Here is a 25,293-nt window from a genome sequence, read left to right on the forward strand (position 1 = left end):
ACTAGAGAAATAAACTGATTTGGTTGGCCAGTAATTTCGCCTGTTTTGAGGTCGATTTGGTACGGACTCAGGCTTGATGTAACCGGTGGTTCTTCTGGTGGCGCTACATCGTTATCAGTAATCGCCACTGTCACCCCTGGAACCACAATCCCGTTATAATTCGTATCAGCGCTGCTCACACTGTGAGCGATATTACCGCTGTGCGCCCCTTCCACAACCGCATCGTCAACAGCTTTCACCGTAACGGTTTGAGCGACATTCCAATTGTCCGCAGTGAAAGTCAGAGGGGCGATCGCCTCAATCTGATCACCTGTTGCGAGAGTGATAGTTACAGGGTCGCTGGGCTGCGATTTCAGCACCACACTGTAGGTACCATTTGTACCGGCTTCTGTGGCAGTTGTTTCCGTAGGAGTAATAGAAACACCAGCCGTATCATCATTAGTAATAGTTGTGGTAGCGGTAGCAGTGGTAAGTGTCGGTGTAGAATCTAATACCGAGGGATTGGACAGCGTAACTTCAAGGGTTTCATTGGCTTCGATCGCCGCATCGCCTAAAACATCAAGAGTAATGGTTTTCGATGTGTCGCCCGCTGCAAAACTAATCGTACCAGTCGCAGCAGTTGCACCGGATGTGCCACCGATGTTGTTGTAGTCGCTGACGTTTGTAGCAGTACCTGCGATCGCATAATCTACTGTGCTCGCCAACTCAGTGCAACCGCTGCGGGTAACAGTAAAAGTGGCAGCAGTTTTGCCTTCATTGCCTTCTGTAACGGTTGCAGTACCAGCGCTAATTGCGTAGTCGATCGGATTAAGCAGAATTGTCACCTTGCTAGCACCCGATCCGATGCGATCGCCTGGCCCTGAAATCACTCGGTTAAATCCGGCGTAAATCTCGGAATTGACTGGCCCGGTAGCATCAACTTGACCGTTGAGGGCGTAAAGATATGGAGAATTCAAGCTATTTTTTAGCCCGTTTTTGTTATCCCACCCAAGTTGTTCGTTGCTGACTTCAAACTCGACACTCGAAGCGTTAGTCACAAAGTTAGGCACATTTCCTGGGGTAAGTTCTCCGCCAGGGGGTGTATTGTAGTCATTCCCGTAAACGCTCATGTTGCCGTTAACAATGTTCATCTCTGCATCGCGGCTGTTAGTGCTGGCATCCCCTCCATAGCCATCGTTTGACGCTGAGTCGCCGAGATTTACCGTCCATCCTGACGGAGTTTTGTCGTATTCAACGATGAATTTCGCTTTTTTGATTTTGCCGTCAAAATTGATTTTGGCTACGGCTTCTAACCAACTGTCTGCGTTGGAGTCGGTAGGGGTATTTACTAGAGAAATAAACTGATTTGGTTGGCCAGTAATTTCGCCTGTTTTGAGGTCGATTTGGTACGGACTCAGGCTTGAAGGTTGACCGTTAGCAGCAATAGTTAGTGTGGTTTGTTTGGTTGTACCGGCAACGCCACCGGTGATTGTGCCAAAGTTGAGAATTGCGGTTTCGGCGTTTTCAACTATGTTGTCGGGTTTGATAGTAAATGCAACATTCTGGGTGAGTGCGTCACCTGTTGCACCTGCGGGGAAAATAATCGAGGTAGGGGAAAAGGTGTAGTCTGAATTTTCGGTGGCACTGCTGCTGGGGTCGATGACAATTGGTACTGTCACGTCAGCGTCAGGAGTGGCGCTGATAGTAACGGGAATATTGACTACTGTATCCGCAGTTCCTTCAGTGCCACTGTAAGTTGCAGCACCGAAATTTACCGCCGGGGATGTATTCAGCAGAATCGAGGTGTTTTGACCACCAAAGTTCGCCGTAGCTAAATCGGATAAACCATCTTTGTTAAAATCGCCGACAACAATACCTTGGGGATTGGCTCCCACAACAAAATTAGTGGCAGTCCCAAAGCTGCCATTGCCACTTCCAAACAAGACGGAGACATCGCCCGATCCATTGTTGGCTGTAGCTAAATCGACTTTTCCATCGGCATTGAAGTCGCCACTAGCAATAGCAAGCGGTTGTGTTGCAACGCCAAAGTTGGTAGCTGCACTAAAGTTTCCCGTGCCATCTCCTAACAGTATTGATACGTTGTTTGAGCCACCTTCGTTACTCGTTGCTAAGTCAGCATTATTGTCTCCGTTAAAGTCTCCTAAAGCAATGTAATTAGGGCTATTTCCAACGGTAAAGTTAGTGGCGGGGGCGAAAGTACCATCAGCATTCTGCAACAGGATGGATACGCTGCTATCACCATAGTTCGCTGTCGCAAAGTCTGACTTGCCATCTTTGTTAAAGTCGCCGACAAGCACAAAATAAGGATTTGACCCCACGCTCAAAGTAGTAGCGGCGCCAAAAGTACCATTACCATTACCAGGCAAGATGGAGATGTCGTTAGAGTATTGATTGGCTGTAGCTAAGTCAGAATTGTCGTCCCCGTTGAAGTCTCCCACAGCGACGGTATACGGACTTGACCCCACCCCAAAGTAGGTGGCAGTACCAAAAGTGCCATCGCCATTCCCCAACAGGAGAGAAACGTTGTTAGTCAAATTATTGGCCGTAACCAGGTCAGAATTACCGTCGTTGTTAAAGTCGCCTACAGCGACAGACCAGGTATTGAGAGCGCTCGGCGGGCTGGTGTTAAGATTAGTGGCAGCGCCAAATTGGCCAGTGCCATCTCCCAGTGCGATCGAGACGTTGCGAGCCTCTCCAGTGGTTGCAAAGGCTAGGTCAAGGTTGCCGTCTTTGTTAAAGTCCCCACTCGCAACTTTACGGAGACTATAGGTTATGGGAAAATTAGTTGCAGCACCAAAACTATTCAAAACGTACTCATAAGCTGTTAACACTTCGGGTTCAAATATCAGCGGCGTTTCTATTTTCCCGGTTCTGACTTCCAGTTCCCAGTCCCCGCCTTTTGTTACACTTCCGGTGAGGTTTTGGGAAGCCGCAACGTTTGTATTTGTGAGTTGGGCAATTCGTTGGATGAAGGCGAAACCGTCTAGATCGATCGCGCGTTCACGATCGATCCCGCGTTCATTATCTATGGCGTATTCATCCGATCCGCCAGGGAATGAATTCCCTGTCTCATAGCGAAAGTCCTCTGAAGAGGACTGAATAGCCGGCTTGTTTTCAGTCGGTTTCAACCGACTTGAGCTTTGAGGCGGGGAATTCATTCCCTGGCGGACTTTCGGGTAAGCAGTCGGTTTCAACCGACTTGAGCTTTGAGCCGGGGAATTCATTCCCTGGCGGACTTTCGGGTAAGCGCCAGAGGCTGATGCGACATTGCAACCGTAAATCAGAATGTCCGCACAAGGAGTTAAAGCACTCCGCCACTGCTGCAATTTCTCGGAATAAACTTCCACATTATCTGCACTCAAGCTGCCATTACCCAATTGCAAGCTGCCCGGAGCACCGTGAGAAACTATGTGAATGCTGTCAATATTGCTGCGAAGAGCTAAAATTTGAGTAATTTGGTCGATCGCATCTTTATTCCCATCCAAAACGACTACTTCCGTACCCGGTTTTACCCCAGCGACTAAACTTTGATAATTTTCAACTTTCGGATCTATAAAGGCGATCGGACTTGGTGAAACTTGATTATTTAAAATTGGCATAATGCACCTACTAATAGCTAAAAAAAAACAAGACTTTCCCTGTTTCGCGACTTGCGTCCGAAACACTTTCTGAAGGTTGTAGTAACCATAACTGTTTTTTAAGAGAATATCTATAAAGTTTTCTTTATAAACACCTTTTTAATTAAAGTTTTGATAAAGATGGGGGATTTTATTAAGTAATATTACGGATAAGCCAGCGCGAGGTGGAGGACATAACACAAAAACAATTTAATAGCAAGTGCCATTATACTGAAATATTAAGAGCGGGATTTTTGATAGATATCTGCGCTCAGGTTGGGCCATTCGTTTCAAGCCCTAGCGGACTTTCGCGCAAGGATGGGGGCGGGTTTAGGAGATAATTGGTATTAGGCAATTATTTCTCGTAAAACCCGCCCCTAAAACTTATTCGTTACCATCTTTACGGGCGATTCCCTACGGGATAGCTTCGCACGCGCGGACTTACTTCAAACTCGCATCTATCCCTGCTAAAATCTCCTCAGCTTCCCTGCAAATAGCCCCGTGACAGCAACCGTTACTCGCCAACAATCCCCCCCACTGACTCACATCTCCCCGGTTATATTGCAAAGTAGAACCGTCAAAACGAGTAAATTGACCGCCCGCTTCAGTCAAAATTAATTCCGGTGCAGCTAAATCCCAATCTTTCGGTGCAGACTTTCCCGAAAGCGCAATATAAACATCAGCCTTTTGTTCGACAATTGTCGCAATTTTACAGCCAATACTACCGACAGCTATTTGATTTTGACAAGGCAGTTTTTGTAACAATTTATTAAAGCGATCGCCCCGGTGACTGCGGCTAGTTACTATAGATAAATCTGCCACTATATTTCGCGCCGAAACCTGCAATTTGACCGCCGAACCGTCCCGACTTTCCATAAAAGCGCCAGCATCGCGGATTGCGTAATAAATCTTTTGCTGTTCGGGCCAGGCCACAACTGCCAATACCGGTCTTCCCTCGAAGGCTAAAGCAATGTGAACAGCAAATTCACCTGTCCTGTCAATAAAATCTCGCGTTCCATCCAAAGGGTCAATAATCCAAACCCAACTTTGAGGTAAGGGAACTTGACCGTTAGTTTTCAAATAAGATTTGTAAGTTTCTTCGCTGAGATAGCCAAATTCTGCATTCCCTAAAGCCGACTGCAATTCGTCGAGAATGTAAGAGTTGACAGCGACATCGGCGGCGGTGACGGGGCCATCTTTTTTCTCTTGGATGTCGAGGTTAGGAGTGTTGGAATCCTGCCGATAATAGGATTGTAGGATATCTGATGCACTCCAGGCGATCGATCGGGCAATTTCGCTGATTTCTTCGAGAGTTTTCATGAATTTCTTTTTTTTGAACCGCAGATAAACGCCGATTTCTGTAGGGGCGGTGCCCCCGTGCCCGCCCCTTACTCGTTCCCAGGCTCTGCCTGGGAATGCCTACCCGGAGGCTCTGCCTCCTTCTTCCTGTTGGCAAAATCCGGCGCAGAGCTTTCCTTTTCCTATTAGTAGAATCGCAGGCAGAGCCTCGCTTATATGCGTTACCAGGCAGAGCCTAGTAACGAGAGATTACCAATTAATATGAGGATATTTCCATTCATAATAATTGGGAAACACAAAGTTAGTAAACGAAACCGAAATACTAACTTCCAATGACTTTACGTGGTGCCACCAACCGACCGGAATAAAGATAGCCTCTCCCGGTTCCAAAATTACTTCAATAATTTTTGCATCTCTGTAAAGCGGGTATTTTTCGTAATCGGGATTTTCGCCGTCCACCTTGCTGAAAACTCCGACGTGATTATAAAGCAGAGGTGTTTGTTGCGGAGAAATCAATTTAATTAGTTTGCGACCAGACACTTGCGCTAAAATTAAATTAACGGGGTCATGGTGTAGCGGCGTAATCGTGCCTTTCGGCCCGAACCAAAAGAAAACTCTGCCTTTTGTATCCGTTGGATTGAGGTATTCTGGGAATATTTCAATGTCGTTGAATAGCGGTTTAAATTCCTCTCTTTCAAGAGTTTGGTTGTTAGCAACCATGTAGTAGTCGTTGCTAGGCCCGCCCTTGACCACCATCTCTACATATTTGCGGAACAAAACAATTTTCTTGTGATTTTCTATCTTGATTTCGTAATTCGGGTCGGAATTGCGGTTGGCTTGAATTTGTACCTCTGCATCGCCGTATTTTTCTTGTAAATACTCCGGCGTCCACAACTGCAACGCTTTCCAGTTGTGCATGATATTGGTAATAATTACTGGAGTATTTTTGGCGTAGTAATTTTCGAGAAAATACTCTCTGGAAAGGCTGCTTTTGCGTTCGATTGTGCCAAACTTGGAAGACAATGCAGCTAATTGATTGTTAATCCTGAGATGCGATTCTAATTTCTGCAATAACTGCACGTATTGACTGCCTGCTTGGAAGTAGGGATGAGAGGAGATTTCCCTAACTTCTGCGGTGGCTGTTTCCGCATCTATGCCGGTACTTATTAAGGCTTGAATGATTTCGGCGTCGGGTTGATTTAATAATTTGTTGGCCGCCACCCACTGTTTCATATTGTCGGGGACTTCTTGTTTGCTTGGGGTGAGTAGATTTGGCAAGTTTTGTGTCAGCCATTCTAGGTTAACTTGCTGTTGTTCTGTTAGGGTAATCCGCAAAGGGGGAAGGGTGATACTTAGAGGTTGGGTGTCAGACATGATTCGGGTATGTTGGTTTGGTACTGTTTTGTGTGACTTTAACTTGTCTTACTAATATAGCAATTTTGTTAACGAACCTCGAAAATTCACAGGCGAGACGCCTGTTCCACGGGCGCGAAGGCAGAGAAGAGAGAAGTTCACAAATTTTGTCTAGGTTGCTGTCAGGATTTTAACTTAACAGGTGTTGCCAGTTCAAGTTTTCTAGCTGGGAGGGTTTTCCCCCGGATACTTTGGTTAATTTAAATTGAAAATTAACCCTTATTCATCCAGCCGCGGGTTCCAAAGTTTTTGCAGGAATGGGAAGCGATTTTAGCTGCGGCGGTGAGAGTATCTGTAAAGTTGTTATTTTGCAAAATGTAGTGACAGAAAGCGCCGTGAAAAATATCGCCCGCGCCTAAAGTGTCTGTGGCTTGAATTTGAGGTATTTCTATAGTGCCGTAACTGCCATTGCTGAGGTATAAAATTGATTTTTCGCCGCGAGTGATGGCAATATGGGAAATTCCTGCTGCTGACAGGTAAGCAAAGACTTGTTCGGAATTGTCGCAGTTGGCCGGATGAAAGTTATCCGAACATACAGCCCATTCAATAAAAGGCAATATTTCCTCTAATCCGGGTTTCCAACTGCCACCGTCTAGGACAATTGGAATGTTTTTTGACTTGGCAAGTTGAGCAATTTCTTGACTGGCTGCGATTTGATGTCCGTCAACCAGTACAATATTAACTGATGTTAAAATATCCGGGTTAATTGTTTGACTGTCAACTTGCGATTTCGTAGCATTGATAGAAATTACCGATCGATCGCCCGTTGCTTCAGTTACAATAATCGAGGAAACTGGCGGCGAGTGCGATCGCCCGGGCTCCAAATCAATTATCCTGACATTATACTCCGCTAAGTCTGCACGAATTAATTGGGCGATCGCGTGAGTGCCCAAAACCCCAGCCCATACCGCCGCATTCCCCAAATAGCTAAAAGTGACCGCAGCATTTGCCGCCGGCCCGCCCGCAGCAATGGTACAATCAGAAGCAACAACTTTCTGATTTGCACCCGGAGGCTTCCCGGTTAAATAAACTAAATCTAAAGTCGCCAATCCCAAAAACAATCCAGTTTTCATATCTTCTTAAATATGTGGCATGGGCCTGTGGCATGGGCGTCCCGCCCGTGTCATCTCGTTAAAAAACCCCAATCTTAAAATGCAAGCAAATCCCACCACAGGAACACTTTACATCGTAGGAACCCCGATCGGCAACCTGGAAGACATGACATTTCGCGCCATCCGAATCTTGCAAACAGCAGACTTCATCGCCGCCGAAGATACCCGCCATACAGGCAAACTTTTGCACCATTTTCAAATCAAAACTCCTCAAATCAGCTATCACGAACACAACCAACACCAGCGACTTCCCGAACTCATCGATAAACTGCATTTAGGCAAAGATATCGCCCTCGTCACCGATGCCGGAATGCCGGGAATTTCTGACCCCGGATACGAGTTAGTCAAAGCTTGCGCCGATGCTAATATTAACATTATTCCGATTCCCGGCCCGACCGCCTGCATAGTTGGCATAACTGCATCAGGATTACCCACAGAGAGATTTGTATTTGAAGGTTTCTTACCCGTGAAAGGTCAAGAACGCCAACAGAGTTTAGAAGCTTTGCAAATAGAATCCCGCACTATAATATTATACGAATCTCCCCACCGATTGCGGCAAACTTTACAAGATTTAGCAAATACTTTAGGAAGCGACAGACAGATTGTGCTGGCGAGAGAGTTAACTAAAATGCACGAAGAGTTTTGGCGTGGTAGTATAGAAAGTGCGATCGAGCTTTACACCAATCGCGAACCCCAGGGAGAATTTACCCTCGTAATTGCCGGCATCCAAACAGCCTCACCAATATTTTCCGAAGACGCCATTAAAGCAGAATTGCAAACATTAATTGCAGAAGGCATAAGTCGTTCCCAAGCCAGCCGCCAGCTAGCGCAACAAACATCCCTTCCCCGCCGCCAAATCTACCAACTCGCCCTCACAATAGGCGACAATGAATCACTAGAACAACCCTTAGATAACTTGTGAATATCTCTCTTCTTCTCTGCGCCCTCTGCGCCCTCTGCGGTTAAATAAAAAAAGCTAGATACTCACACTCAGAATTATATGGTACGCGGAAACTACGATCGACAAAAACCATATTTACGCAACCCGCACATCAACAAACCAATCGCCGAAATTTATGCAGACTTAGACGCCTTTACCTGGGAGATATTTGAAGACCAACCCCACCGCTTCGATACCGTCAGTTTCTACGTCTTGCTTCCCCCACTATTTTACGAAGGGCGTTTCATCAAAGGAATTTATTTCAGCGAAGCAGTCGAACTCATCAACAAACTATTTCCCCAACTTTCCTCAGTATTTTTATCCTTCGCTTATTCCCCCGGAATCTCCTATTCCTGGGCCCCCATAGCTGACGCCTACTCTAGTTTATACAAAAACCCGCAGCGGGATAAATGGTTTCGCGAAACTTATCCAGAGCGCGCCCACAAACCAATCATACCACTGCAAGACACAGACTTCATCAACGAATACTTAATTTCCCCTCGCAACGTCCCCGCCAAAGACATCGACTTGCTAGCCGTAGCCCGAATTTCCGAAGAAAAAAATTTGCCAATTATTGCCAAAGCCTTAAAAGTTTACCGCCAAAAATATCCGCAAAAACCGATAAAACTAACAGTAGTCACCGGCCACGAATTTGATGCTAGCAACCTGAAAACTCTCGACGAGTACGCATTAAAAGAATGGCAACAAGTCGAGGAAATTTTAACCAATCCCTCCGACTACATTAACTTAGTGCCAAGAGTAGACTACTACAGCGAAATCCCCACATATTATTCGCGAGCCCAAGCATTCGTCCTCGGTTCCCTTCTCGAAGGAAAAAACCGAGGAATTACCGAAGCCATGAGTTGCAACGTACCTGTAATTTGTTTTGAAGAATTCAACCAATACGCCAGAGGCAACTCGCCAGTTTTCCCCGAAGGTGCGGGTCTTTACGCCAAATTTGACCCGGAATCTCTCGCAGATACTATATATACAGTATTGGAAAATCAAAGAGAATTCAAACCGCGATATCAGTATTTAAAGCATTGCGGGCGGAAAAACTTTTTCAATACTTGTATAGACAGTTTTCCTTACTATCAGCACAATATTCCCGACTATAAGCCCGGAGATGCTATTAACAATTTGTGGTTAGATTTAGCAGTTCAACAAAATTATCAAGTTAGCTTAAACAGCTTTTTGTACGGAGGTTCTCCCTTGTCTCATATTCGCGGGACAAATGCGATTCAGCAGAATCTCGGCGAGTTAACAAAATTCAAATAACAGATGATATACTGCTGTTATTCTTCACCCTCATAGAAGAATACGAACCCGGACTCTTTGAAGTATAAGTGAGCGATTTAACAGGTGTGGCTTTTGCAATAAAATGTCTGTCCGAACATCAATTAATGCTTTTATATCATTCTCCTATTGGCAATAAGACCGAATTAGCAGTTTAATGGACATCAACACCAAAAAAGAAGAATTTAGCTATGCCTACATTTACGCCATTGCCTCAGCAGCAGGGTGCATCTGCCAGCGAACAACTACCCCTCTAGACAAGCTGGGTGTAGACCTAATTATCACGGGAATAGCAGCATCAGGTTTACCAAACTTTCCCATTCTTTACCTTCAAGTCAAATGTACCTCAAGAGATATCCTCAACGAAAATAGCCTTCGCTATCCCTTGAACATTAAAAACTACGAAGAATTGAGCACAAGCAACGCCTATCCTCCTAGAATTATAATTGTGGTCATTGTTCCCGATAGAGTCAATGACTGGCTGCAACAAACAGAAGCGGAACTCTGCTTAAAACGCTGCGCTTATTGGCTATCATTAGAAGGTGCCGCACCTACTGACAATAAAGAAACCGTCACTATTTCCATACCCAGAACAAATATATTTTCGGCTGAGACTCTGACAACTATCATGCAGCGTATCGCAACCGGGAGACAACTATGAATGTGACAATAAAGGATATTGAATTGCTCAAAAATCTCCAACCTCAGCAAATCAGCTACTACTTAGAAGCAAAAGGTTGGAAACAAGCACAACAAATTGACAGCCGCGCTATTATTTGGACAAGCAGCGATATCAAGCCCGAAGCCCCTCAAATTGTTCTACCTTTAAATTCCACTCTTCCTGACTTTCCCGTGTCAATGAACTTGATGCTAGAGACATTGGAAATCATAGAGAATCGCTCTCAACTGGAAATTTTAGCCGATTTAATTACCGGGCTTCCTAATACAACTCTTCAGGGAATCGTGATTCAAATTCACACTCCTAACGCCGACAAATTAAGTGGCGAGATTACCTTACTAGGTGTCATTGGCGACAAACTGCGGAAAATTAAAACGGAACTTGCAGACAAAGACTACATCCTCGCAATCAAATCTTATCAAGAACGCTTGCCCGTTTTCTGTACGGGAGACTTAATCAAAGAAAATCAAGTATTTATTGTCAAAAATACCCGGAATTTTACCCTAGATGACCAATGGCAAAACTAACCAAGAATATTATTGTAAAGTCGAGGGCGCTAATCGGCCCGACTTTCCAATATCCTCAAAAATCTTACTTGCCAAAACTCTGGCTAAATTAACAGGAACAGCATTGCCGACCATTTTGTATCCATCCGCAATATACTTGTACTTAAAAATAAAGTCATCCGGGAAAGTCTGAACTCTCGCGCACTCTCGCACAGAAAGCCGACGGTAAGGCAAAGGCGAATTGGGGTCAAAAATGCGTTTGTCTTTGCCAACCAAAATCATTTTACTAGCTTGAGGATGGAGAGGTGCGTGTCTGCCGCTTGCCTGAATTGTAAAAGAAGGTTCTGACCAACTTCTAACTCGATTCCGTGACATATAAATGCTCGAAAACCCCAAATCCGCACATTCGTGATTTGAGACAGAATCGTGATAATTATCTAATTTACCCTTAACTGACATAGGGGCGATCGCCTGCAAATCAAAAATCGCATCTTTCAGCGTCAAAACATCAGTTCCAGGTTCGGGAAACTCAAAACTAAAACCCAGATTCTGCCGATAGCCAACAACAATCACCCTTTGCCTATCTTGCGGAACCCCAAAATTTCTAGCATTCACCAACTTGTACGAAACCCGATACCCGATTTCCTCAAACTGCGATAATATATAAGTAAAAGCATCCTTGTTTCTGGGAGCTAAGATACCGCTAACATTCTCAGCTAAAAAAAACAAAGGCTGCTTGTCCCGCACAATCCTGATATACTCCCAGAAAAGTTGACCCCGACTGTCATCAATCCCCCGTTTCGCCCCGGCTTCACTCCAACTTTGACAAGGAGGCCCGCCGATTATCCCAATACAATTAGGAATTTCATCAGATTTGATTTTTCTGATATCTTTGCGATCTAAAATAGTTTCAGGATGATTAAAATTATACGTATCCCAAATAGACTTATCATATTCATTCGCCCAAACGGGATTAAACCCAGCTAAGCGAAAACCCAAATCCAACCCGCCACAACCCGAAAACAGAGAAATAATATCAAAAGCCACCTTTTTTTCACCCGCAATAAATACAATAAATCAATTATAAACCTCTCTCTTCTTAGATATCTATCTCTTTCTTCTCTCACTCTGCGCCCTCTGCGCCCTCTGCGGTTAATAAAAAAAATCTAATTCACACACAAACAGAATTTATCATCCTCAATGAATGCAGAATCCATCCTCCAATCTTACCAACACTTCGGCGTCCACCTCGGCCTAGAAAGAATCAAACAACTTCTAGAAAAACTAGACAACCCCCACAAACAAATACCCATTATCCACATTGCCGGGACAAACGGCAAAGGTTCCGTTTGCGCTTATCTCTCTTCCGTACTAACAGAAGCAGGCTATCGAGTCGGGCGCTACACATCCCCGCACCTAATCGATTGGACAGAAAGAATTTGCATCAACCAAAAACCGATTTCCCCAACAGAATTGCAACAGTGTCTAGAACGAGTTGTCGCCGCCACCGAAAACAACACCGAAACTCCCACTCAATTTGAAATAATCACCGCAGCAGCTTGGCTGTATTTCGCCGAACAAAAAGCAGACATCGCAGTCATAGAAACTGGATTGGGCGGTAGATTAGACGCGACTAACGTTTGCAACACACCTCTCGCTAGCGTCATTACTTCTATCAGTCTTGAACACTGGCAAATACTCGGCCCCACCGTCGCAGATATTGCTGGGGAAAAAGCGGGGATTCTCAAAGCAAAATGTCCGGCAGTTATCGGAGAATTGCCAGAATCAGCTAGAATAGTAGTAGAAAAACGCATTCAAGAATTAGACTGTCCGGCAACTTGGGTAAAACCGGCAATAGATTTAGGACAAGGATTCGCAGAATATCAGTTAAATCAAAATGCGGTTAAAATAAAATATCAATTGCCGCTGCTGGGAAAAATTCAACTAATGAATTCAGCAATTGCGATCGCAACTTTGCAAATTCTCCAAAACCAAGGATGGCAAATTTCCCCAACCGCGATCGAAAACGGTATCGCCAAAACTCAATGGCCCGGAAGACTTCAGCAGACAACTTGGAAAAACCGCAATATATTAATTGACGGCGCGCACAACCCGGCTGCAGCTATCGCCCTGCGTGAATATGTCGATCGCCTCAACAATCACCCGTCACCGATTAACTGGGTAATCGGCATTCTGGCGACTAAAGACTGCGATGATATTTTGAAAGCATTACTCAAAAAGGGCGATCGACTTTACCTAGTTCCCGTACCCGATCAAAACTCATCATCCCCCGCTGAATTAGCCACCCTAGCTCAAATTATCTGCCCCGAATTAACACTCTGTCAAGCCTTCCCCGACTTAAAAACAGCTTTAGATGCTGCTGTTACAGGTGACAACCTAACAATCCTTTGCGGTTCCCTTTATCTCGTCGGCTATTTTCTGCAACAACAACAATCCCAAGCTTAAACGCATCAGAATTGTGTTTCTTCCTCCGTAAAGATAGGAGGCCACAATTCTGAAACGGGCAATTCCCAACCGGGAAAAAGTTCTGCTAATGTTAAGATATCGCCATTTCCTAAAACAGTCGGTTCACCTGTAGAGCGATAAATAGTCACTGTTTCTTCATCAGGATCGATCAGAATTCCGACGATCGCACCCAGTTCTATAAACTTCAAAACCTTGGTTTCTATAGGCTTAATGCGATCGCTCTGAGATTTAATCTCAACCACCAAATCGGGGACAAGTTCTCCAAAATAACGCGGACTTTGGCGCAAGCGGGCGGCGCGCACAAAAGAAACATCCGGTGCTTTGACATTCGTATCCGGCATGATGAAACCGCCTGCGGAGTCAAAGACTCTCCCCAAGCGACGGGGATAAACCCAGTTACCCAGCAAGCGAATCAAAATACTGCTGATTTCACTGGATACGATGTCTGATGGCCCCACAATTGAAAGTCTCCCGTCTTCTAGTTCAATTTTGTAATCTAAACCCGCTTCGGAAAAAAGGGTTTGAACTTGGTTTAAATCTTTGAGTGTCATCGCTGGCATAAGAATTTTATCCTATTCTGAGCTGAGCTTTGATTTTAACACGAGTTAAATTTCTGAATATTTGAGGGATTTAGGCTATTTTTGTAGAAATCATCAATCAAGCTGAATTGAGAAAGGCGATCGCACGGGATAAATAAATTGAGTCTTTGAGAGGGGCGATCGCTCTTGTCAAGGACAATTGCCTCAAAAAATGAATTTCCTACAAAATCGTCAAATACGTTTCAGTTGGACTGATTGGCAAAGGCTTCAAAATTTGTTTTTGCAAGTCTATTTCTAATCCCAATGCTTCTAAAGGTATCACGCCCAAAAGCGCATCTTTACCTCCCGGTAACTCCAAGCACTCGAAAGTTCCTTCCCGATCGAACATCGATATGGTAGCATCTCGAAAAATTCGGGCTTTGCCAATACCCATTGCGGTTGCTACGTCCACTTCTTTCAGGAGTTTCAGTCCCAGTTGGGCGATCGCATCTTGTGGCAGACACAGCGTAGTTGCTCCCGTATCTACCAATACATTTTTGAGGGTTATCGAGCGAATTTGGTCTAGTGAAATTGTCCCATCTTCGGCCCGAATTTGGTCGGCTCGATTAACGATTGTCAGAGTGGCGAAAACTTTTCCCATTACGTTGTTACTTTGAATTTGCATATTGGTCTCCTACTTAAACGTCGGAGTTATTACTTCCTTTAATTGTAACTTATATGCAGGGGCGATCGCCCGGAGCGACAAACTCGGTTTCTGTGGTAAAGACAACCAATATGATAATAAGTTAAAGGCTGATATCTGCTTATATATGGCGGCACAGATTCCCATTATTTAACAATACGTCAAGTTGCAAAAAAAAGCAAGAGGCGAGATAAAAAAAATCCCGCCCCAGCTTCAATAAAAAACTACCTTTGATCCCAAGCCTTAGCCGCATCAGCCACAGCCTGATCTACCGACTTCTCATCCAACATTGCCGCCTGCAAATTGTCATAAATCGCCTTTTGCAGCTTCTTAACATCCTTGAGAGGCGGAATCAACAGCTCAGCGGAACTCAACCCAGAAGCACTAACAATCCGAGCTCGATCGGCTGCAGGAGCATCAGCAGAAACTGTCTTAAAATAATCGTCCTGCAAAGCCTCAACCGTAGAAGGCAAAACATTAGCAGCCTTAGCAAAAGCCAACTGATTTTGAGAATTAGTGACGTACAGAGCAAACTTGACAGCATCATCAGGGCGCTTGCTGTCGCGAGGCACAACCAAATTCATCACCGCCACAGTCTTCTTACCTGTTTCCCCCGTAATTTGAGGCGCAGCAGCCGAAACAGCACCAATACTCGGCGCATTCTCAGCAATTGCTTTCAAAAACTGAGGCCCGGAAGCTAAAAAAGTAGTTTCCCCAGCTTGATAAAGCTCGATCGCCCTACGATGTCCCTGCACCAAAACATCCTGTGGCAAAAGTCCGTTTTTGTACAAATCTACCCAATACTGAAAAACAGCTTTGCCCTTAGCAGTATTAAAAGCTGCCTTGCCTTTAGCGTCAATCAAAGGCACACCCATCTGCACGAAAGATTGCAAAACTTCTGCCGAATCTTCCGGCACAAAAGTCACAAAAAAAGCAAACTTACCAGTCTTTTCCTTCACCTGCTTGGCAACAGTTGCCAACTCGGCATAAGTAGCAGGAGGCTTAGCAATTCCAGCCTTCTTCAACAAATCAGTATTGTAAATTGTCACCCCAGTCGTGAGATACCAAGGAATGCCAAAACTCTTGCCGTCGAGTACGCCAGCTTTCCAGATATTTGGCAGATAGGTCGATCGAACTTGCTGCGGAATTCGAGAATCCAAATCCAGCCAAGCATTGCGCCCCGCCAACAGCGAAGCAAAATCGGGATTTAGGTTCACCACATCCGGCGCAGTTTTCGCCGAAACCGCCCCCAAAATCTTGCTTTCCATCGCCGACCAAGGAACGTCCACCCAGCGCACCTTCACCCCCGGATTTTCCGCTTCAAAACCGGCGATCGTCTTGTTGAAATACTCAGTAAACTGAGGTTGAAGCTGCATAGTCCAGAACTCGATTTCCTGCGTATTATTTGCCTGGGAATTAACAGCCGGCTTGCTGCAACTCACCACCGCAGCCAGCAGCAGCCCCACCAGCCCAAAAACAGCAAAAAGTTGCCAAGATTTACGTTTCATAGAATAAAATTTGAGAGTAATGGGAACCGTTAGACAAAAAAGCGCTCGCCCGAATCAAGCGCGATGAGTCAGTAACAGAGTTTTGTACCTAAGTTCAGGAGCGAGATAGTCGGTTTTTGTGCAGAATCGGCGGGTTTTCGGTCGATCGAGCTGGAATTTATTGACATTCTCCGCAGAATAGCTATTGTCAAGTAAATTGGATAGCATAAAATCGGAACTAGCGATCGCGCAACACAGACTGAGCTGTGCAGAAGAAGGCGGGATACCGAGATTACAGCACTCTCTCGGCCGTTGGAAACCAACCCTCCAACACGCCTGCGCGCTGAATCAGGCTGGCCAACTACAACAGAAAAAAATAGCAATTACCGGCGACCCAATCACATGGTTAACTTTTTCAAAGGTCTACTTTCCCAACGCCAGCCAGGAATCGGGATCGAAATAGCCCCAGACCGCATCAACATCATTCAGCTCGAAAAGAAAGGTCAGGCATTAAAATTAGGCATCCTAGCCTCAATAGAAGTTCCAGAAGACTATGTACAAGAAGGACAAATAGTCGATCCGCCGGGAATGGCAGAACTAATACGTACCGTCCTCGCGGACAACAAAATCAAAGCCAAGCGAGTAGCCACAGCCATTCCCGGCCGCGAAGCAGTCATCCGCCTCATCCCAGTTCCCGCAGAGCTCAACGAAGAAGAACTGCGGGATTACATGAACGCAGAAGCAGGACTGTACTTGCCATTTCCCAGAGAAGACGCCGACGTAGACTATCAAAAAATAGGCCTTTTTGTAGATGACGACGGAGTAGAAAAAGTGCAAGTCGTGTTAGTAGCAACCCGCAGAGAAGTTACCGACACATACATCGAAACATTCAAAGAAGCCGGATTGATTATAGACGTATTAGAAGTAACCAGTTTTGCCCTAATCCGCACCCTCAAAGAACAACTGCAACAATTTTCCTCCCAAGAAGCAGCAGTTCTCACCGCCATAGAATTTGACAGCACCGAGTTAGCTATAGTAGTGGACGGCATACCTCAGTTCAACCGTACCATCCCGATCGGCACCTACCAAATCCAGACCGCCCTCAACCAAGCCATGAACCTGCCGCCAACCAGAGACACCAGCGAACTGCAAGGCATGACCCTGCCAGTCACAGATACAATGGGCGCATCGGGAGACGCCAATCCGGGAACAAATGCGATGATTAAAGTATTGGGAGAACTAGCAGACGAACTGCGCCGCTCAGTAGACTTTTACCTCAACCAGAGCGAAGAACTCGAAGTAGCGCAACTACTGCTAGCAGGCCCGGGAGCTGCGATCGGCAAACTCGACGAATTTTTTATGCAAAGATTAAGCTTGCCCGCATCTCAAGTCGATCCCATCGACACCCTAGGACTCGAAATCAGCCAAGAAATTACCCCAGAACAGCGAGCAGGTTTAGGAGTCGCCCTAGGTTTAGGACTAAGGGAGGTTATGTGACCTAACAGTTTTAGATGAGAGAAAAACCGATTTGAGAATTTTAGGTAAAAACCCCTTCCAAAAGAACAAGGCAGAAAGCAGAAGGTAGAATATTGGAGGTAGAAGGTAGAAGGTAAAAGGTAGAATATATCTGAGGTAGAAGCAGCCCCTTCCTTCAGTAGAAGGCAGAAAGTTGTTTCTTTCTTCCCTAAATAAATCCTTCACTTGTACCAGCAATCTTGGGTTCTGTCTAAAATCTAAAATTTCTAATTTAAATCTATAGCAACAGCCAAGACTGTTAGTACCTTCTTAATTGCTGAAACATAAGCGGTAGATCACTTTTTCCTTCTACCTTCTACCTTCTACCTTTTACCTTGTGCCTTCTACCTTCTACACTGTGCCTTCTACCTTCTACCTTCTACCTTCTACATTGTGCCTTCTGCCTTCTTCCTTCTGCTATAAAATCGAGTGAAGCCATGTACAGCCTAGATATTAATTTTCTCAACGACCGTCCCGACTACAAACCCGTTGCAACCAAAAGCCCAGCTAAAAAAAGTTCCGGTGGAGCCAAAGACCAACTGCCCATATATGGGGCAGTGCTGTTTGCCTTTGGCATCAACGCCGCAGTCATAGGCGCGTGGTGGTTGGCTACTAAGGAAAATACCGACTTGGCCGCACAACAAGCAACCATCGACACCGAACTGGCAACGTTAAACACTCAAGCCAGCACCATCAAAGCCATCAACGCCGAAACCGACCAAGTTACCGCCGAATACAAAGCATTAGCCGGAGTATTTGACCAAATTAAACCTTGGTCGGCGATGCTGCAAGACCTCAGTGCGCGTACTCCAGCGGGAGTGCAAATTGGCAAAATCGAGCAAATCGACCCAAGTCCCTCCCCGGTTGCAGCAGCACCCCCACCCCCCGCACCAACTCCCGCCGCCTCCCCAGGGGCGAGTCCGTCTCCAGCCAGCCCCGCCCCGGCTGCTGCTCCCGTCCCCGTCGTCCCGCAGCAGGCATCAAAAGTACAAATTTCAGGGATAGCCAGTACCTTTGCTCAAGTTAACGACTTTATGTTGCTAGTCCAGCGCTCTCCCTTCTTCCTTAACACCGATACCAAACTGATAGCGGCCACATTAAAAAACAACCCCGCACAATTACAAGTGCGTAACCAAAACGCAGCACCCACAGAACTTCCCAAACTGCGACCGGTGGTGGAATATAAAATTGAAACGACGCTCAGCCCGACGGGGGCCTCCGAGTTGCTCCCCGAACTGCGAAGCAAGCAAGCAGACGGGCTCGCAATACGGATAGAAACACTTCAAGAAAAAGGAGTGCTAGAACCACAAAAACCAGAGGTGAAAAAACAATGACATTAGCAAATGAGTATGGTCCTAGCGGACAAGCAGAAGAGACAGGGGCTCAGGAAATATTCGGCATTAAGCTGACACCCCAAGTCCAAGCAATCGGCATCGCGGTTCTCGGCCTCGTCATTGCCGGCGGCCTCGGCTACCAGTTCGTACTTCCCGAATTCCAAAAAAGCGGCGAATTCAAGCAAAAACTTAGCGAAAGCAAGCAAACGCAACTGCAATTGCAATCTCAAATTCAAAAAAAGGCAGAAGCAGAAGCAAAGCAAGAAGAAGCAAAACAGCGCCGGGCCAACGTGACGGCAATGTTTGCCAGCGACGCCAGCGCCAACACGCTTTTGCTTGACATGACCCAACTCGTTAATAGAATCAACGCCGGCGTGCAAGGAGATGACCTCAAGGCTAAAATTACCAAATTTGAGCCGGATATGCCCCCAGCCGCAGCAACCGCCGCGCCGGGAGCTCCCGACCCTGATATTCTGGCCGATACCTCCTTCGGGCCGTCCCTGGCTGGCAAGCTCAGACGCAAAAAATTTAAGGTAGAGTTTGAAGGCACTTTTGCTCAAACCCGCAATTTTATGCGTAACTTGGAGTTGATGCAGTCGCTGTTGGTAGTGAGGAATTTGAGATCTGAATTGGTAGCATCAAATCAGCCAATTGAAGTTGACTTTTTGAAAGGTAAAATAGTTCCTGTGGAGCAGCCACCAACTAAAATTAAAACTGCTTTTGACTTGCACGCCCTGCTGCCGTTAAAGCAAGAAGAAAAACCGCCAACTCCGGCTCCGAGTCCTGGTGCTAAGTAGCGGTAGTTGGGCGGATAGATATTAGCTATTGTTCCCAACTCGCTCTTTCACAAGCAAGGAGAAGGCAGAAGGCAGAAGGTTGAATTTAGAAGATTGAAGGTAGAAGTCAAAAAAGTATGAAGGTCAGAAAAATATTTTTTAGATGGCAATCAACAATTTGCTCTAAAACCTACTTTCTTCTAATACCAATTTCTCAAAGTAATGGAACTGTATAGCAATCCTTGCAGGAGTCGTAATTTTTTTACCCCATCCCAACCCTCCCCTTACAAAGGGGAGGGAGTAAGAAATCCACAAATGATGCGAGGATTGCTGTAGGATAGTTTCTAACCCTTATGTCATCAGTTATTCCCAATCGAAAATCGCCAATCGAAAAGGGCATAACTTCTCCTTTCAAAAAGGCTCGAACCCTTGAATATTTTAGTCAGTTTAGCAGCTAGCGACAAAAGACTGCGAACAACAAATAAATAACAAAGTGTAGTTGAGGAGAGAACGTGAAACAGCATCTACGGTTAAGTGGAGGACTCTTATGCAGCGTTGCAGGAGTTTTGATCGCCCAAGCCCCCGTCTTGGCAGTGCCGACTCAAGTCACAGGAGTGCAAATAAGTCAAGGTAATAATGGCGTAAATATTGTTATGGCGACAGAAAAGGGCGATCGCCCGCAAGTTTTCGCCATCAATAACGGCAATACTTACCAAGCCACAATTATCAACACCCAGCTCCGCTTGCCACAAGGCAACAGCTTCCGTCAAGATAACCCCGCTCCGGGAATTTCTTCAGTAGAAATCAGCCAGGTAGAGGCTAACAGCATCCGCGTTGTGGTAGCCGGCACCAACGGAGTTCCCAACGGACAAATTGTTCCGGGACAAGGCCAAAGCATCGTCCTTAGCGTTGCCGGACAGGGTGGCACAGCACAGTCTGCCCAAACTCCACCCCCGCCACCTCCGGGACTGCCGCTGAGCCAAACAGCTCCCCCCCCGGCTCCCCAAGTCCGCACCTCGCAAAACCCAGGCGTGCTGCTGCCAAATCCCGAAGTTACTGTTACCAGAAACGATCGCCCGCCCCTCCCCAGCGAAATACAATCCCCGACCAATCAGGCTGCGCCTTTCCAGCCACGGGCCGTGGCGCCGCCCTTGGGAGATATCGCGGTGTCTAACATCGCCCCCGGCGCCGGAAATATTGAACTGAGTTCGGGAGAACGCATCCCCCGCTTGGTGCTGCGGGATGCCCCAGTCCGAGACGTTTTGGCTCTGCTGGCTCGCGCTGCTGGCTTGAACATTGCTTTTACAGGCGGCGGGGCCCCTGCTCAACCGGGCCAGCCCGCAGTGCCTGGTCAGCCGGGAGCCACCGGTTCAGATGAAGGGCCGAAGATTTCTTTGGACATCGAAAATGAGTCGGTGCAAGATGTCTTTAATTACGTGCTGCGCCTCAGCGGGCTGCAAGCTAACCGCCAGGGGCGGACGATTTTTGTAGGGACTAACTTGCCGATCGACTCGCGCAATATTATCATTCGGACTTTGCGGCTCAATCAAGTTCGCTCTACGGATGCAGCTAACTTTTTGAGCGCTCAAGGCGCGGAAACTCAACTGCCGATTACTCGGGTGACTATTCAAAGCGTGGGCCAGGGAAATGCTGCGCGGGATGTGGAAATTAGGGAACCCGACATTAAGGCGATCGGCGCTAGGGAAGGCACGGGGCCGCTCTTGCTGAGGGGACTGTCGGTGCTGGCGGATTCTCGGCTCAATTCCATCACTTTGGTGGGCGACCCGCGCAAAGTTGACATGGCTGTGGCTTTCTTGACACAGCTAGATTTGCGCCGCCGTCAAGTGGCTGTCAACGTCAAGGTGATCGATATCAACTTGACGGGAGCCAACGTCAGTAGCAGCAGTTTCTCTTTCGGAATTAATAACAGTTTCTTTGTCAATGACGACGGGGCGGCAAGTCTCAATTTTGGTGGCATCAATCCGCCCGCTAGGGACACTGCTGTCAACGGCATAACTAATCGGCCGATCGTCGGGCTTCCATTTGCAGACGTAGAGCCTTTCTACGATCCGAACAGCCGGTTTACCGTACCGTTGACAGCGAACGGCCGCAAAGGTGTGTTCCTCCGGCCGATCTCCCCAATTACCACTGACCCCACGCGAGTTGGAATTAGCGATTACGACCCAGGAACGGCACCAACTGCAGGAGATGCAACTTTCGCCTTATTCCCGCTGTTCCAGTATCCCAGGAGGTTCCTGTCTACGTTGCAGGCAAGTATTGTCAGCAACAATGGCAAAATCCTGACAGATCCGACTCTAGTGGTTCAAGAAGGGGAAACGGCGAATGTGAATATTACTGATGAGGTGATTACTAACATCACACAGCAAACGCAGAGCACCGGAAATACAAGTACCACAACAACGACGGCCGTCAAAGACAGGGCGGGTTTGCAGTTGGGGGTGGCGATTGACCGGATTGACGATAATGGTTTTGTCTCTCTGCGGGTGAACCCGATTATCAGGACACCAAGCGGCAGCCCTGTCGATCTTTCGACTGGCGGGAACGTCAATCAGATCACTCTGCTGGGCGAGCGATCTTTGCAATCCGGGCTAATTCGCCTGCGGGACGGTCAGACTTTGATTGTTTCGGGGATTATCCGCGACGAAGAACGGATTAGAGCGAGCAAGATTCCGATTTTGGGAGATTTGCCGATTATCGGTTCGCTGTTCAGGCGCACTGATAAGACCAACCAGCGGGCGGAGTTGATTGTATTGCTGACTCCGCAGATTTTGGATGATAGCGATCGATCGAACTTTGGCTACCAAAACAGCATCAGTCCCGACGCGCGCCAACTGTTGCAGCGCAGTCAGCCCGTCCAGCCGAGACAGTAGGAACGAAGGAAGAAGACATGGGTGTCAACTTTCCACGCTCTTTCCCCTGAGTCCGACAGTCCGACAGTCCGACAGTCCGACAGTCCGACAGGGGTTGAAACCCCTGCCTCAAAGCGAAAGTCCTCTCAAAGAGGACTAAAGAACTCATTAGTCCCATGCAAAAGGACTATCAATCACTCTTTCAGTCGTCTTCAGACGACTTTCGCTATTAGCCAGGGGTTTCAACCCCTGGCGGGTTTCGGGAGAATGAAACAGCCCTGCCCACCGGGGAAAGAAAGATGGGAAAGAAAGAAGGAAGAAGGAAAAAACTTTTCCTTTAGCCCTTGACAAATTACATTTTATTCCTTCTATTTCTTCTTTTTTTATGCTTTCAAATCCACCGAGGCGAGAAATCTTCTCTCGAAGGTGGTATTTTTTTACCTAAATTTTGGGATTAATTACAAAAATTAGCCAGTTCCATATAAATTAAAGGTTCCACCGATCCATAACGGTCGGCAAGACTTTAGAATAATGCAGTGAAAATTAGATGCTGTGGGGTTTTCAGCAGTTAGAAACAAAAATTCCTTTTCTGACCAATTACCCTAGGGTAATTGGTATTCAGCAGGAGTTGTGATTCGGGGAAGCGGACGGGAGCAATCGGGAACCACCCAAACCTCCCAATCCACACCTCAATCCAGTTGATAACTCACAGCTAATAGTTGAACTAACTCTGTTTAACGTAATTTTGCAAATCGAGAAGGACTTCGCAATGAACAAAGGTGAATTGGTTGATGCAGTGGCGGAAAAGGCTAGCGTGACGAAAAAACAGGCAGATGCTGTTTTGAGTGCGGCCCTGGAAGCAATCATGGAAGCTGTCTCCGATGGCGACAAGGTGACGCTGGTCGGTTTTGGCTCGTTTGAGTCGCGGGAACGCAAGGCCCGCGAGGGTCGCAATCCCAAAACTGGAGACAAGATGGAAATCCCGGCAACCAGAGTTCCTGCATTTTCCGCAGGGAAGTTGTTTAAGGACAGAGTTGCACCGCCGAAAAACGCAGAATAGCTGGCAAACTGAGTCTTGATTAGACCTTTACACGGTGGGAATTTAGCTTGGGCAGCCGCACTGGCAGGCTGCCCTGCCTCTGCTATTGTCGATTTTTCTGCGAGTATCAGTCCTTTGGGCCCTCCTGAGTCGGCACTGGCTGCAATTCAATCACACTTGAGCAGTCTGACGGCTTACCCAGACCCAGATTATGGGGAGCTCAGGACTGCTTTGGGGGAGGCTTTGAATGTTGACCGGGATTGGATTTTGCCGGGGAATGGTTCGGCGGAATTGTTGACTTGGGCGGCTTGGGATTTGTCGAAGCTGGAGGGGACTTATTTGGTGACTCCGGCTTTTGGCGATTACTCGCGGGCTCTTTCGGCTTTCGGCGCGCAGGTGATCAAATGCCCTTTGGATCTTAAATCTTGCACCATTGTCAAGAATGGGCATCTTGCCCATTCCACAAGAGAGGAATTTTCTGGTGGAACAGGCATCTTGCCTGTTCCTAAACAAGTAATTGAAAATGGTGCAACATCTGAGTTGGATCTGAAATCGTTGGACGTTGGGGCAGGAAACGAGTTAGTAACGGATGATTTGTCGGTTTCTAACCGTTCCCTTGTCTCCCCTTCTTTTCGTATCCCAGTTCCTCTTGCTCTCGATGCCCCCTCTCGACGTGGTTTGCTACTGAATAACCCGCACAATCCTACGGGTTTGCTGTTTGCTAGGGAGGCGATTTTGCCTTATGTGAAGCAGTTAGGTATGGTGGTGGTGGATGAGGCCTTTATGGACTTTCTACCGCCTTCTGAGCAGGAAACTTTGATCGATGCTGTTGAGGAGTTTCCGAATTTGGTGATTTTACGATCGCTCACTAAATTCTATTCTCTGCCGGGACTGCGGTTGGGCTGCGCGATCGCCCATCCCGATATCCTCCGCCGCTGGCAGTTACTGCGCGATCCTTGGCCTGTGAATGCTTTGGCTGCTGCTGCTGCTGCTGCTGTGGTGCGAGATACTGTTTTTGAGCGGCAAACTTGGGATTGGCTGCCTGTTGCTCGCCGAGAGCTATTTGAGGGTTTGGCTAATTTACCGGGTTTGCAGCCTTTTGCAGGGGCCGCTAATTTCTTGTTGGTTGAGTCATCGATGTCGGTTTCTTCGATTCAAAAAAGTCTGTTGGAACGACACCGGATTTTGATTCGGGATTGTTTGAGTTTTCCTGAGTTGGGCGATCGGTTTTTTCGGGTGGCCGTGCGTTCCAGGGCGGACAATCTGCGCCTGATTGCTGGACTTGCCGAAGTGATTCGTTAGCTGACAGTTGACTGTTGTCAGTTGACTGTTGACTGTTGTCAGTTGACTGTTGACAACCAATAAAAGGTGACAAACGATTTTATTGGTCGTTTGAGAGTACCTCCCCAAGAAACCCGGTTTCTCTGGTAAACCTTGGGTTTTGCAGCGAAGTCTCTAGGAAGAAACCGGGTTTATGACCCCGCGCGCGGATCGTCCTAAACTACTAACTAATGACTAAGCTGTTGCGGCATTTAAATGGTATGTCAAAAAAAATTAAAGTCTTGTGGGGAGTAGGGGTTGGGCGTCCCGCCCGCCCTTAATATACAATTTAAATGCGCGACAGCTTAGGATCGCGAATTAAATAATTTACACTCTTGAAAGTGGGTTGGGCGTCCCGCCCGCCCTTTCTGGACGGGCGGGA

At 46.8% G+C, this 25,293-nt stretch carries 19 protein-coding genes; 11 read left to right on the forward strand and 8 right to left on the reverse strand.

Annotated features, from left to right (window positions below; translation table 11 throughout):
* From QUB24_RS29905 to QUB24_RS29920, 4 genes are all read right to left on the reverse strand, one after another.
* Window positions 1–3,599: DUF4347 domain-containing protein (locus QUB24_RS29905; protein WP_333157215.1), on the reverse strand; the 3,599-nt coding region annotated here is incomplete at its 3' end.
* 459 nt (window positions 3,600–4,058) lie between these two features.
* Entirely contained in the window at window positions 4,059–4,937 is an 879-nt protein-coding gene (locus QUB24_RS29910; RefSeq protein WP_333157216.1) for an inositol monophosphatase family protein, read from the reverse strand.
* Between the two features lie 228 nt (window positions 4,938–5,165).
* Window positions 5,166–6,290 (reverse strand): cupin-like domain-containing protein, encoded by a 1,125-nt coding sequence (locus QUB24_RS29915; RefSeq protein ID WP_333157217.1) that lies wholly within the window; start codon window positions 6,288–6,290, stop codon window positions 5,166–5,168.
* A 251-nt stretch (window positions 6,291–6,541) separates the two neighbouring features.
* Complete coding sequence (locus tag QUB24_RS29920; RefSeq protein ID WP_333157218.1) at window positions 6,542–7,402, reverse strand: PfkB family carbohydrate kinase; 861 nt, start codon at window positions 7,400–7,402, stop codon at window positions 6,542–6,544.
* Between the two features lie 79 nt (window positions 7,403–7,481).
* Between QUB24_RS29920 and rsmI the strand changes: the two genes are divergently transcribed.
* The 4 genes from rsmI (at window position 7,482) to QUB24_RS29940 (ending at window position 10,883) form a co-directional block, all read left to right on the forward strand.
* Complete coding sequence (gene rsmI, locus QUB24_RS29925) at window positions 7,482–8,363, forward strand: 16S rRNA (cytidine(1402)-2'-O)-methyltransferase (protein WP_333157219.1); 882 nt, start codon at window positions 7,482–7,484, stop codon at window positions 8,361–8,363.
* A gap of 78 nt (window positions 8,364–8,441) precedes the next feature.
* Window positions 8,442–9,659, forward strand: coding sequence for a glycosyltransferase (locus QUB24_RS29930; protein WP_333157220.1), 1,218 nt, complete (start codon window positions 8,442–8,444; stop codon window positions 9,657–9,659).
* Window positions 9,660–9,834: 175 nt separating this feature from the next.
* Window positions 9,835–10,338 (forward strand): DUF4365 domain-containing protein, encoded by a 504-nt coding sequence (locus tag QUB24_RS29935; protein WP_333157221.1) that lies wholly within the window; start codon window positions 9,835–9,837, stop codon window positions 10,336–10,338.
* Window positions 10,335–10,883, forward strand: coding sequence for a hypothetical protein (locus QUB24_RS29940; protein WP_333157222.1), 549 nt, complete (start codon window positions 10,335–10,337; stop codon window positions 10,881–10,883). The genes QUB24_RS29935 and QUB24_RS29940 overlap by 4 nt, the downstream gene beginning before the upstream one ends.
* 9 nt (window positions 10,884–10,892) lie before the next feature.
* Here the strand turns inward: QUB24_RS29940 and QUB24_RS29945 are convergent, their stop codons facing one another.
* The gene (locus QUB24_RS29945) at window positions 10,893–11,909 is read right to left on the reverse strand and encodes a DNA cytosine methyltransferase (RefSeq protein WP_333157223.1); all 1,017 of its coding nucleotides are present in this window, start codon (window positions 11,907–11,909) and stop codon (window positions 10,893–10,895) included.
* Window positions 11,910–12,062: 153 nt separating this feature from the next.
* Between QUB24_RS29945 and QUB24_RS29950 the strand changes: the two genes are divergently transcribed.
* Complete coding sequence (locus QUB24_RS29950; protein WP_333157224.1) at window positions 12,063–13,328, forward strand: folylpolyglutamate synthase/dihydrofolate synthase family protein; 1,266 nt, start codon at window positions 12,063–12,065, stop codon at window positions 13,326–13,328.
* Window positions 13,329–13,333: 5 nt separating this feature from the next.
* Here QUB24_RS29950 and QUB24_RS29955 read toward each other — a convergent pair whose 3' ends face one another.
* From QUB24_RS29955 to QUB24_RS29965, 3 genes are all read right to left on the reverse strand, one after another.
* On the reverse strand, window positions 13,334–13,909 hold the full coding sequence (locus QUB24_RS29955; RefSeq protein WP_333157225.1) for a Uma2 family endonuclease: 576 nt from the start codon (window positions 13,907–13,909) through the stop codon (window positions 13,334–13,336).
* Between the two features lie 199 nt (window positions 13,910–14,108).
* On the reverse strand, window positions 14,109–14,552 hold the full coding sequence (locus tag QUB24_RS29960; RefSeq protein ID WP_333157226.1) for a retroviral-like aspartic protease family protein: 444 nt from the start codon (window positions 14,550–14,552) through the stop codon (window positions 14,109–14,111).
* A gap of 242 nt (window positions 14,553–14,794) precedes the next feature.
* Window positions 14,795–16,078, reverse strand: coding sequence for a sugar ABC transporter substrate-binding protein (locus QUB24_RS29965; RefSeq protein WP_333157227.1), 1,284 nt, complete (start codon window positions 16,076–16,078; stop codon window positions 14,795–14,797).
* Window positions 16,079–16,459: 381 nt separating this feature from the next.
* Between QUB24_RS29965 and pilM the strand changes: the two genes are divergently transcribed.
* From pilM to QUB24_RS29995, 6 genes are all read left to right on the forward strand, one after another.
* Window positions 16,460–17,554: a type IV pilus assembly protein PilM gene (pilM, locus tag QUB24_RS29970; RefSeq protein ID WP_333157228.1), complete on the forward strand. Its 1,095-nt coding sequence runs from the start codon at window positions 16,460–16,462 to the stop codon at window positions 17,552–17,554.
* A 455-nt stretch (window positions 17,555–18,009) separates the two neighbouring features.
* The gene (locus QUB24_RS29975; RefSeq protein ID WP_333157229.1) at window positions 18,010–18,906 is read left to right on the forward strand and encodes a PilN domain-containing protein; all 897 of its coding nucleotides are present in this window, start codon (window positions 18,010–18,012) and stop codon (window positions 18,904–18,906) included.
* Window positions 18,903–19,703, forward strand: coding sequence for a pilus assembly protein PilO (locus tag QUB24_RS29980; RefSeq protein ID WP_333157230.1), 801 nt, complete (start codon window positions 18,903–18,905; stop codon window positions 19,701–19,703). Before QUB24_RS29975 ends, QUB24_RS29980 begins: the two co-directional genes overlap by 4 nt.
* 491 nt (window positions 19,704–20,194) lie before the next feature.
* Window positions 20,195–22,573, forward strand: a complete 2,379-nt coding sequence (locus tag QUB24_RS29985; protein ID WP_333157231.1) for an AMIN domain-containing protein — start codon at window positions 20,195–20,197, stop codon at window positions 22,571–22,573.
* Window positions 22,574–23,321: 748 nt separating this feature from the next.
* Window positions 23,322–23,612: an HU family DNA-binding protein gene (locus QUB24_RS29990; RefSeq protein WP_006634837.1), complete on the forward strand. Its 291-nt coding sequence runs from the start codon at window positions 23,322–23,324 to the stop codon at window positions 23,610–23,612.
* A 15-nt stretch (window positions 23,613–23,627) separates the two neighbouring features.
* On the forward strand, window positions 23,628–24,893 hold the full coding sequence (locus QUB24_RS29995) for a threonine-phosphate decarboxylase (RefSeq protein WP_333157232.1): 1,266 nt from the start codon (window positions 23,628–23,630) through the stop codon (window positions 24,891–24,893).
* Window positions 24,894–25,293 lie beyond the last annotated feature (400 nt).

This window comes from Microcoleus sp. B9-D4, assembly GCF_036705105.1.
Taxonomy (GTDB): domain Bacteria; phylum Cyanobacteriota; class Cyanobacteriia; order Cyanobacteriales; family Microcoleaceae; genus Microcoleus.

Bases quoted from the DNA above. Each gene is read 5' to 3' on its own strand.
- QUB24_RS29910 (WP_333157216.1), bottom strand. From the start codon at position 4,937: ATGAAAACTCTCGAAGAAATCAGCGAAATTGCCCGATCGATCGCCTGG.
- QUB24_RS29915 (WP_333157217.1), bottom strand. From the start codon at position 6,290: ATGTCTGACACCCAACCTCTAAGTATCACCCTTCCCCCTTTGCGGATT.
- QUB24_RS29920 (WP_333157218.1), bottom strand. From the start codon at position 7,402: ATGAAAACTGGATTGTTTTTGGGATTGGCGACTTTAGATTTAGTTTAT.
- rsmI (WP_333157219.1), top strand. From the start codon at position 7,482: ATGCAAGCAAATCCCACCACAGGAACACTTTACATCGTAGGAACCCCG.
- QUB24_RS29930 (WP_333157220.1), top strand. From the start codon at position 8,442: ATGGTACGCGGAAACTACGATCGACAAAAACCATATTTACGCAACCCG.
- QUB24_RS29935 (WP_333157221.1), top strand. From the start codon at position 9,835: ATGGACATCAACACCAAAAAAGAAGAATTTAGCTATGCCTACATTTAC.
- QUB24_RS29940 (WP_333157222.1), top strand. From the start codon at position 10,335: ATGAATGTGACAATAAAGGATATTGAATTGCTCAAAAATCTCCAACCT.
- QUB24_RS29950 (WP_333157224.1), top strand. From the start codon at position 12,063: ATGAATGCAGAATCCATCCTCCAATCTTACCAACACTTCGGCGTCCAC.
- QUB24_RS29955 (WP_333157225.1), bottom strand. From the start codon at position 13,909: ATGCCAGCGATGACACTCAAAGATTTAAACCAAGTTCAAACCCTTTTT.
- QUB24_RS29960 (WP_333157226.1), bottom strand. From the start codon at position 14,552: ATGCAAATTCAAAGTAACAACGTAATGGGAAAAGTTTTCGCCACTCTG.
- QUB24_RS29965 (WP_333157227.1), bottom strand. From the start codon at position 16,078: ATGAAACGTAAATCTTGGCAACTTTTTGCTGTTTTTGGGCTGGTGGGG.
- pilM (WP_333157228.1), top strand. From the start codon at position 16,460: ATGGTTAACTTTTTCAAAGGTCTACTTTCCCAACGCCAGCCAGGAATC.
- QUB24_RS29975 (WP_333157229.1), top strand. From the start codon at position 18,010: ATGTACAGCCTAGATATTAATTTTCTCAACGACCGTCCCGACTACAAA.
- QUB24_RS29980 (WP_333157230.1), top strand. From the start codon at position 18,903: ATGACATTAGCAAATGAGTATGGTCCTAGCGGACAAGCAGAAGAGACA.
- QUB24_RS29990 (WP_006634837.1), top strand. From the start codon at position 23,322: ATGAACAAAGGTGAATTGGTTGATGCAGTGGCGGAAAAGGCTAGCGTG.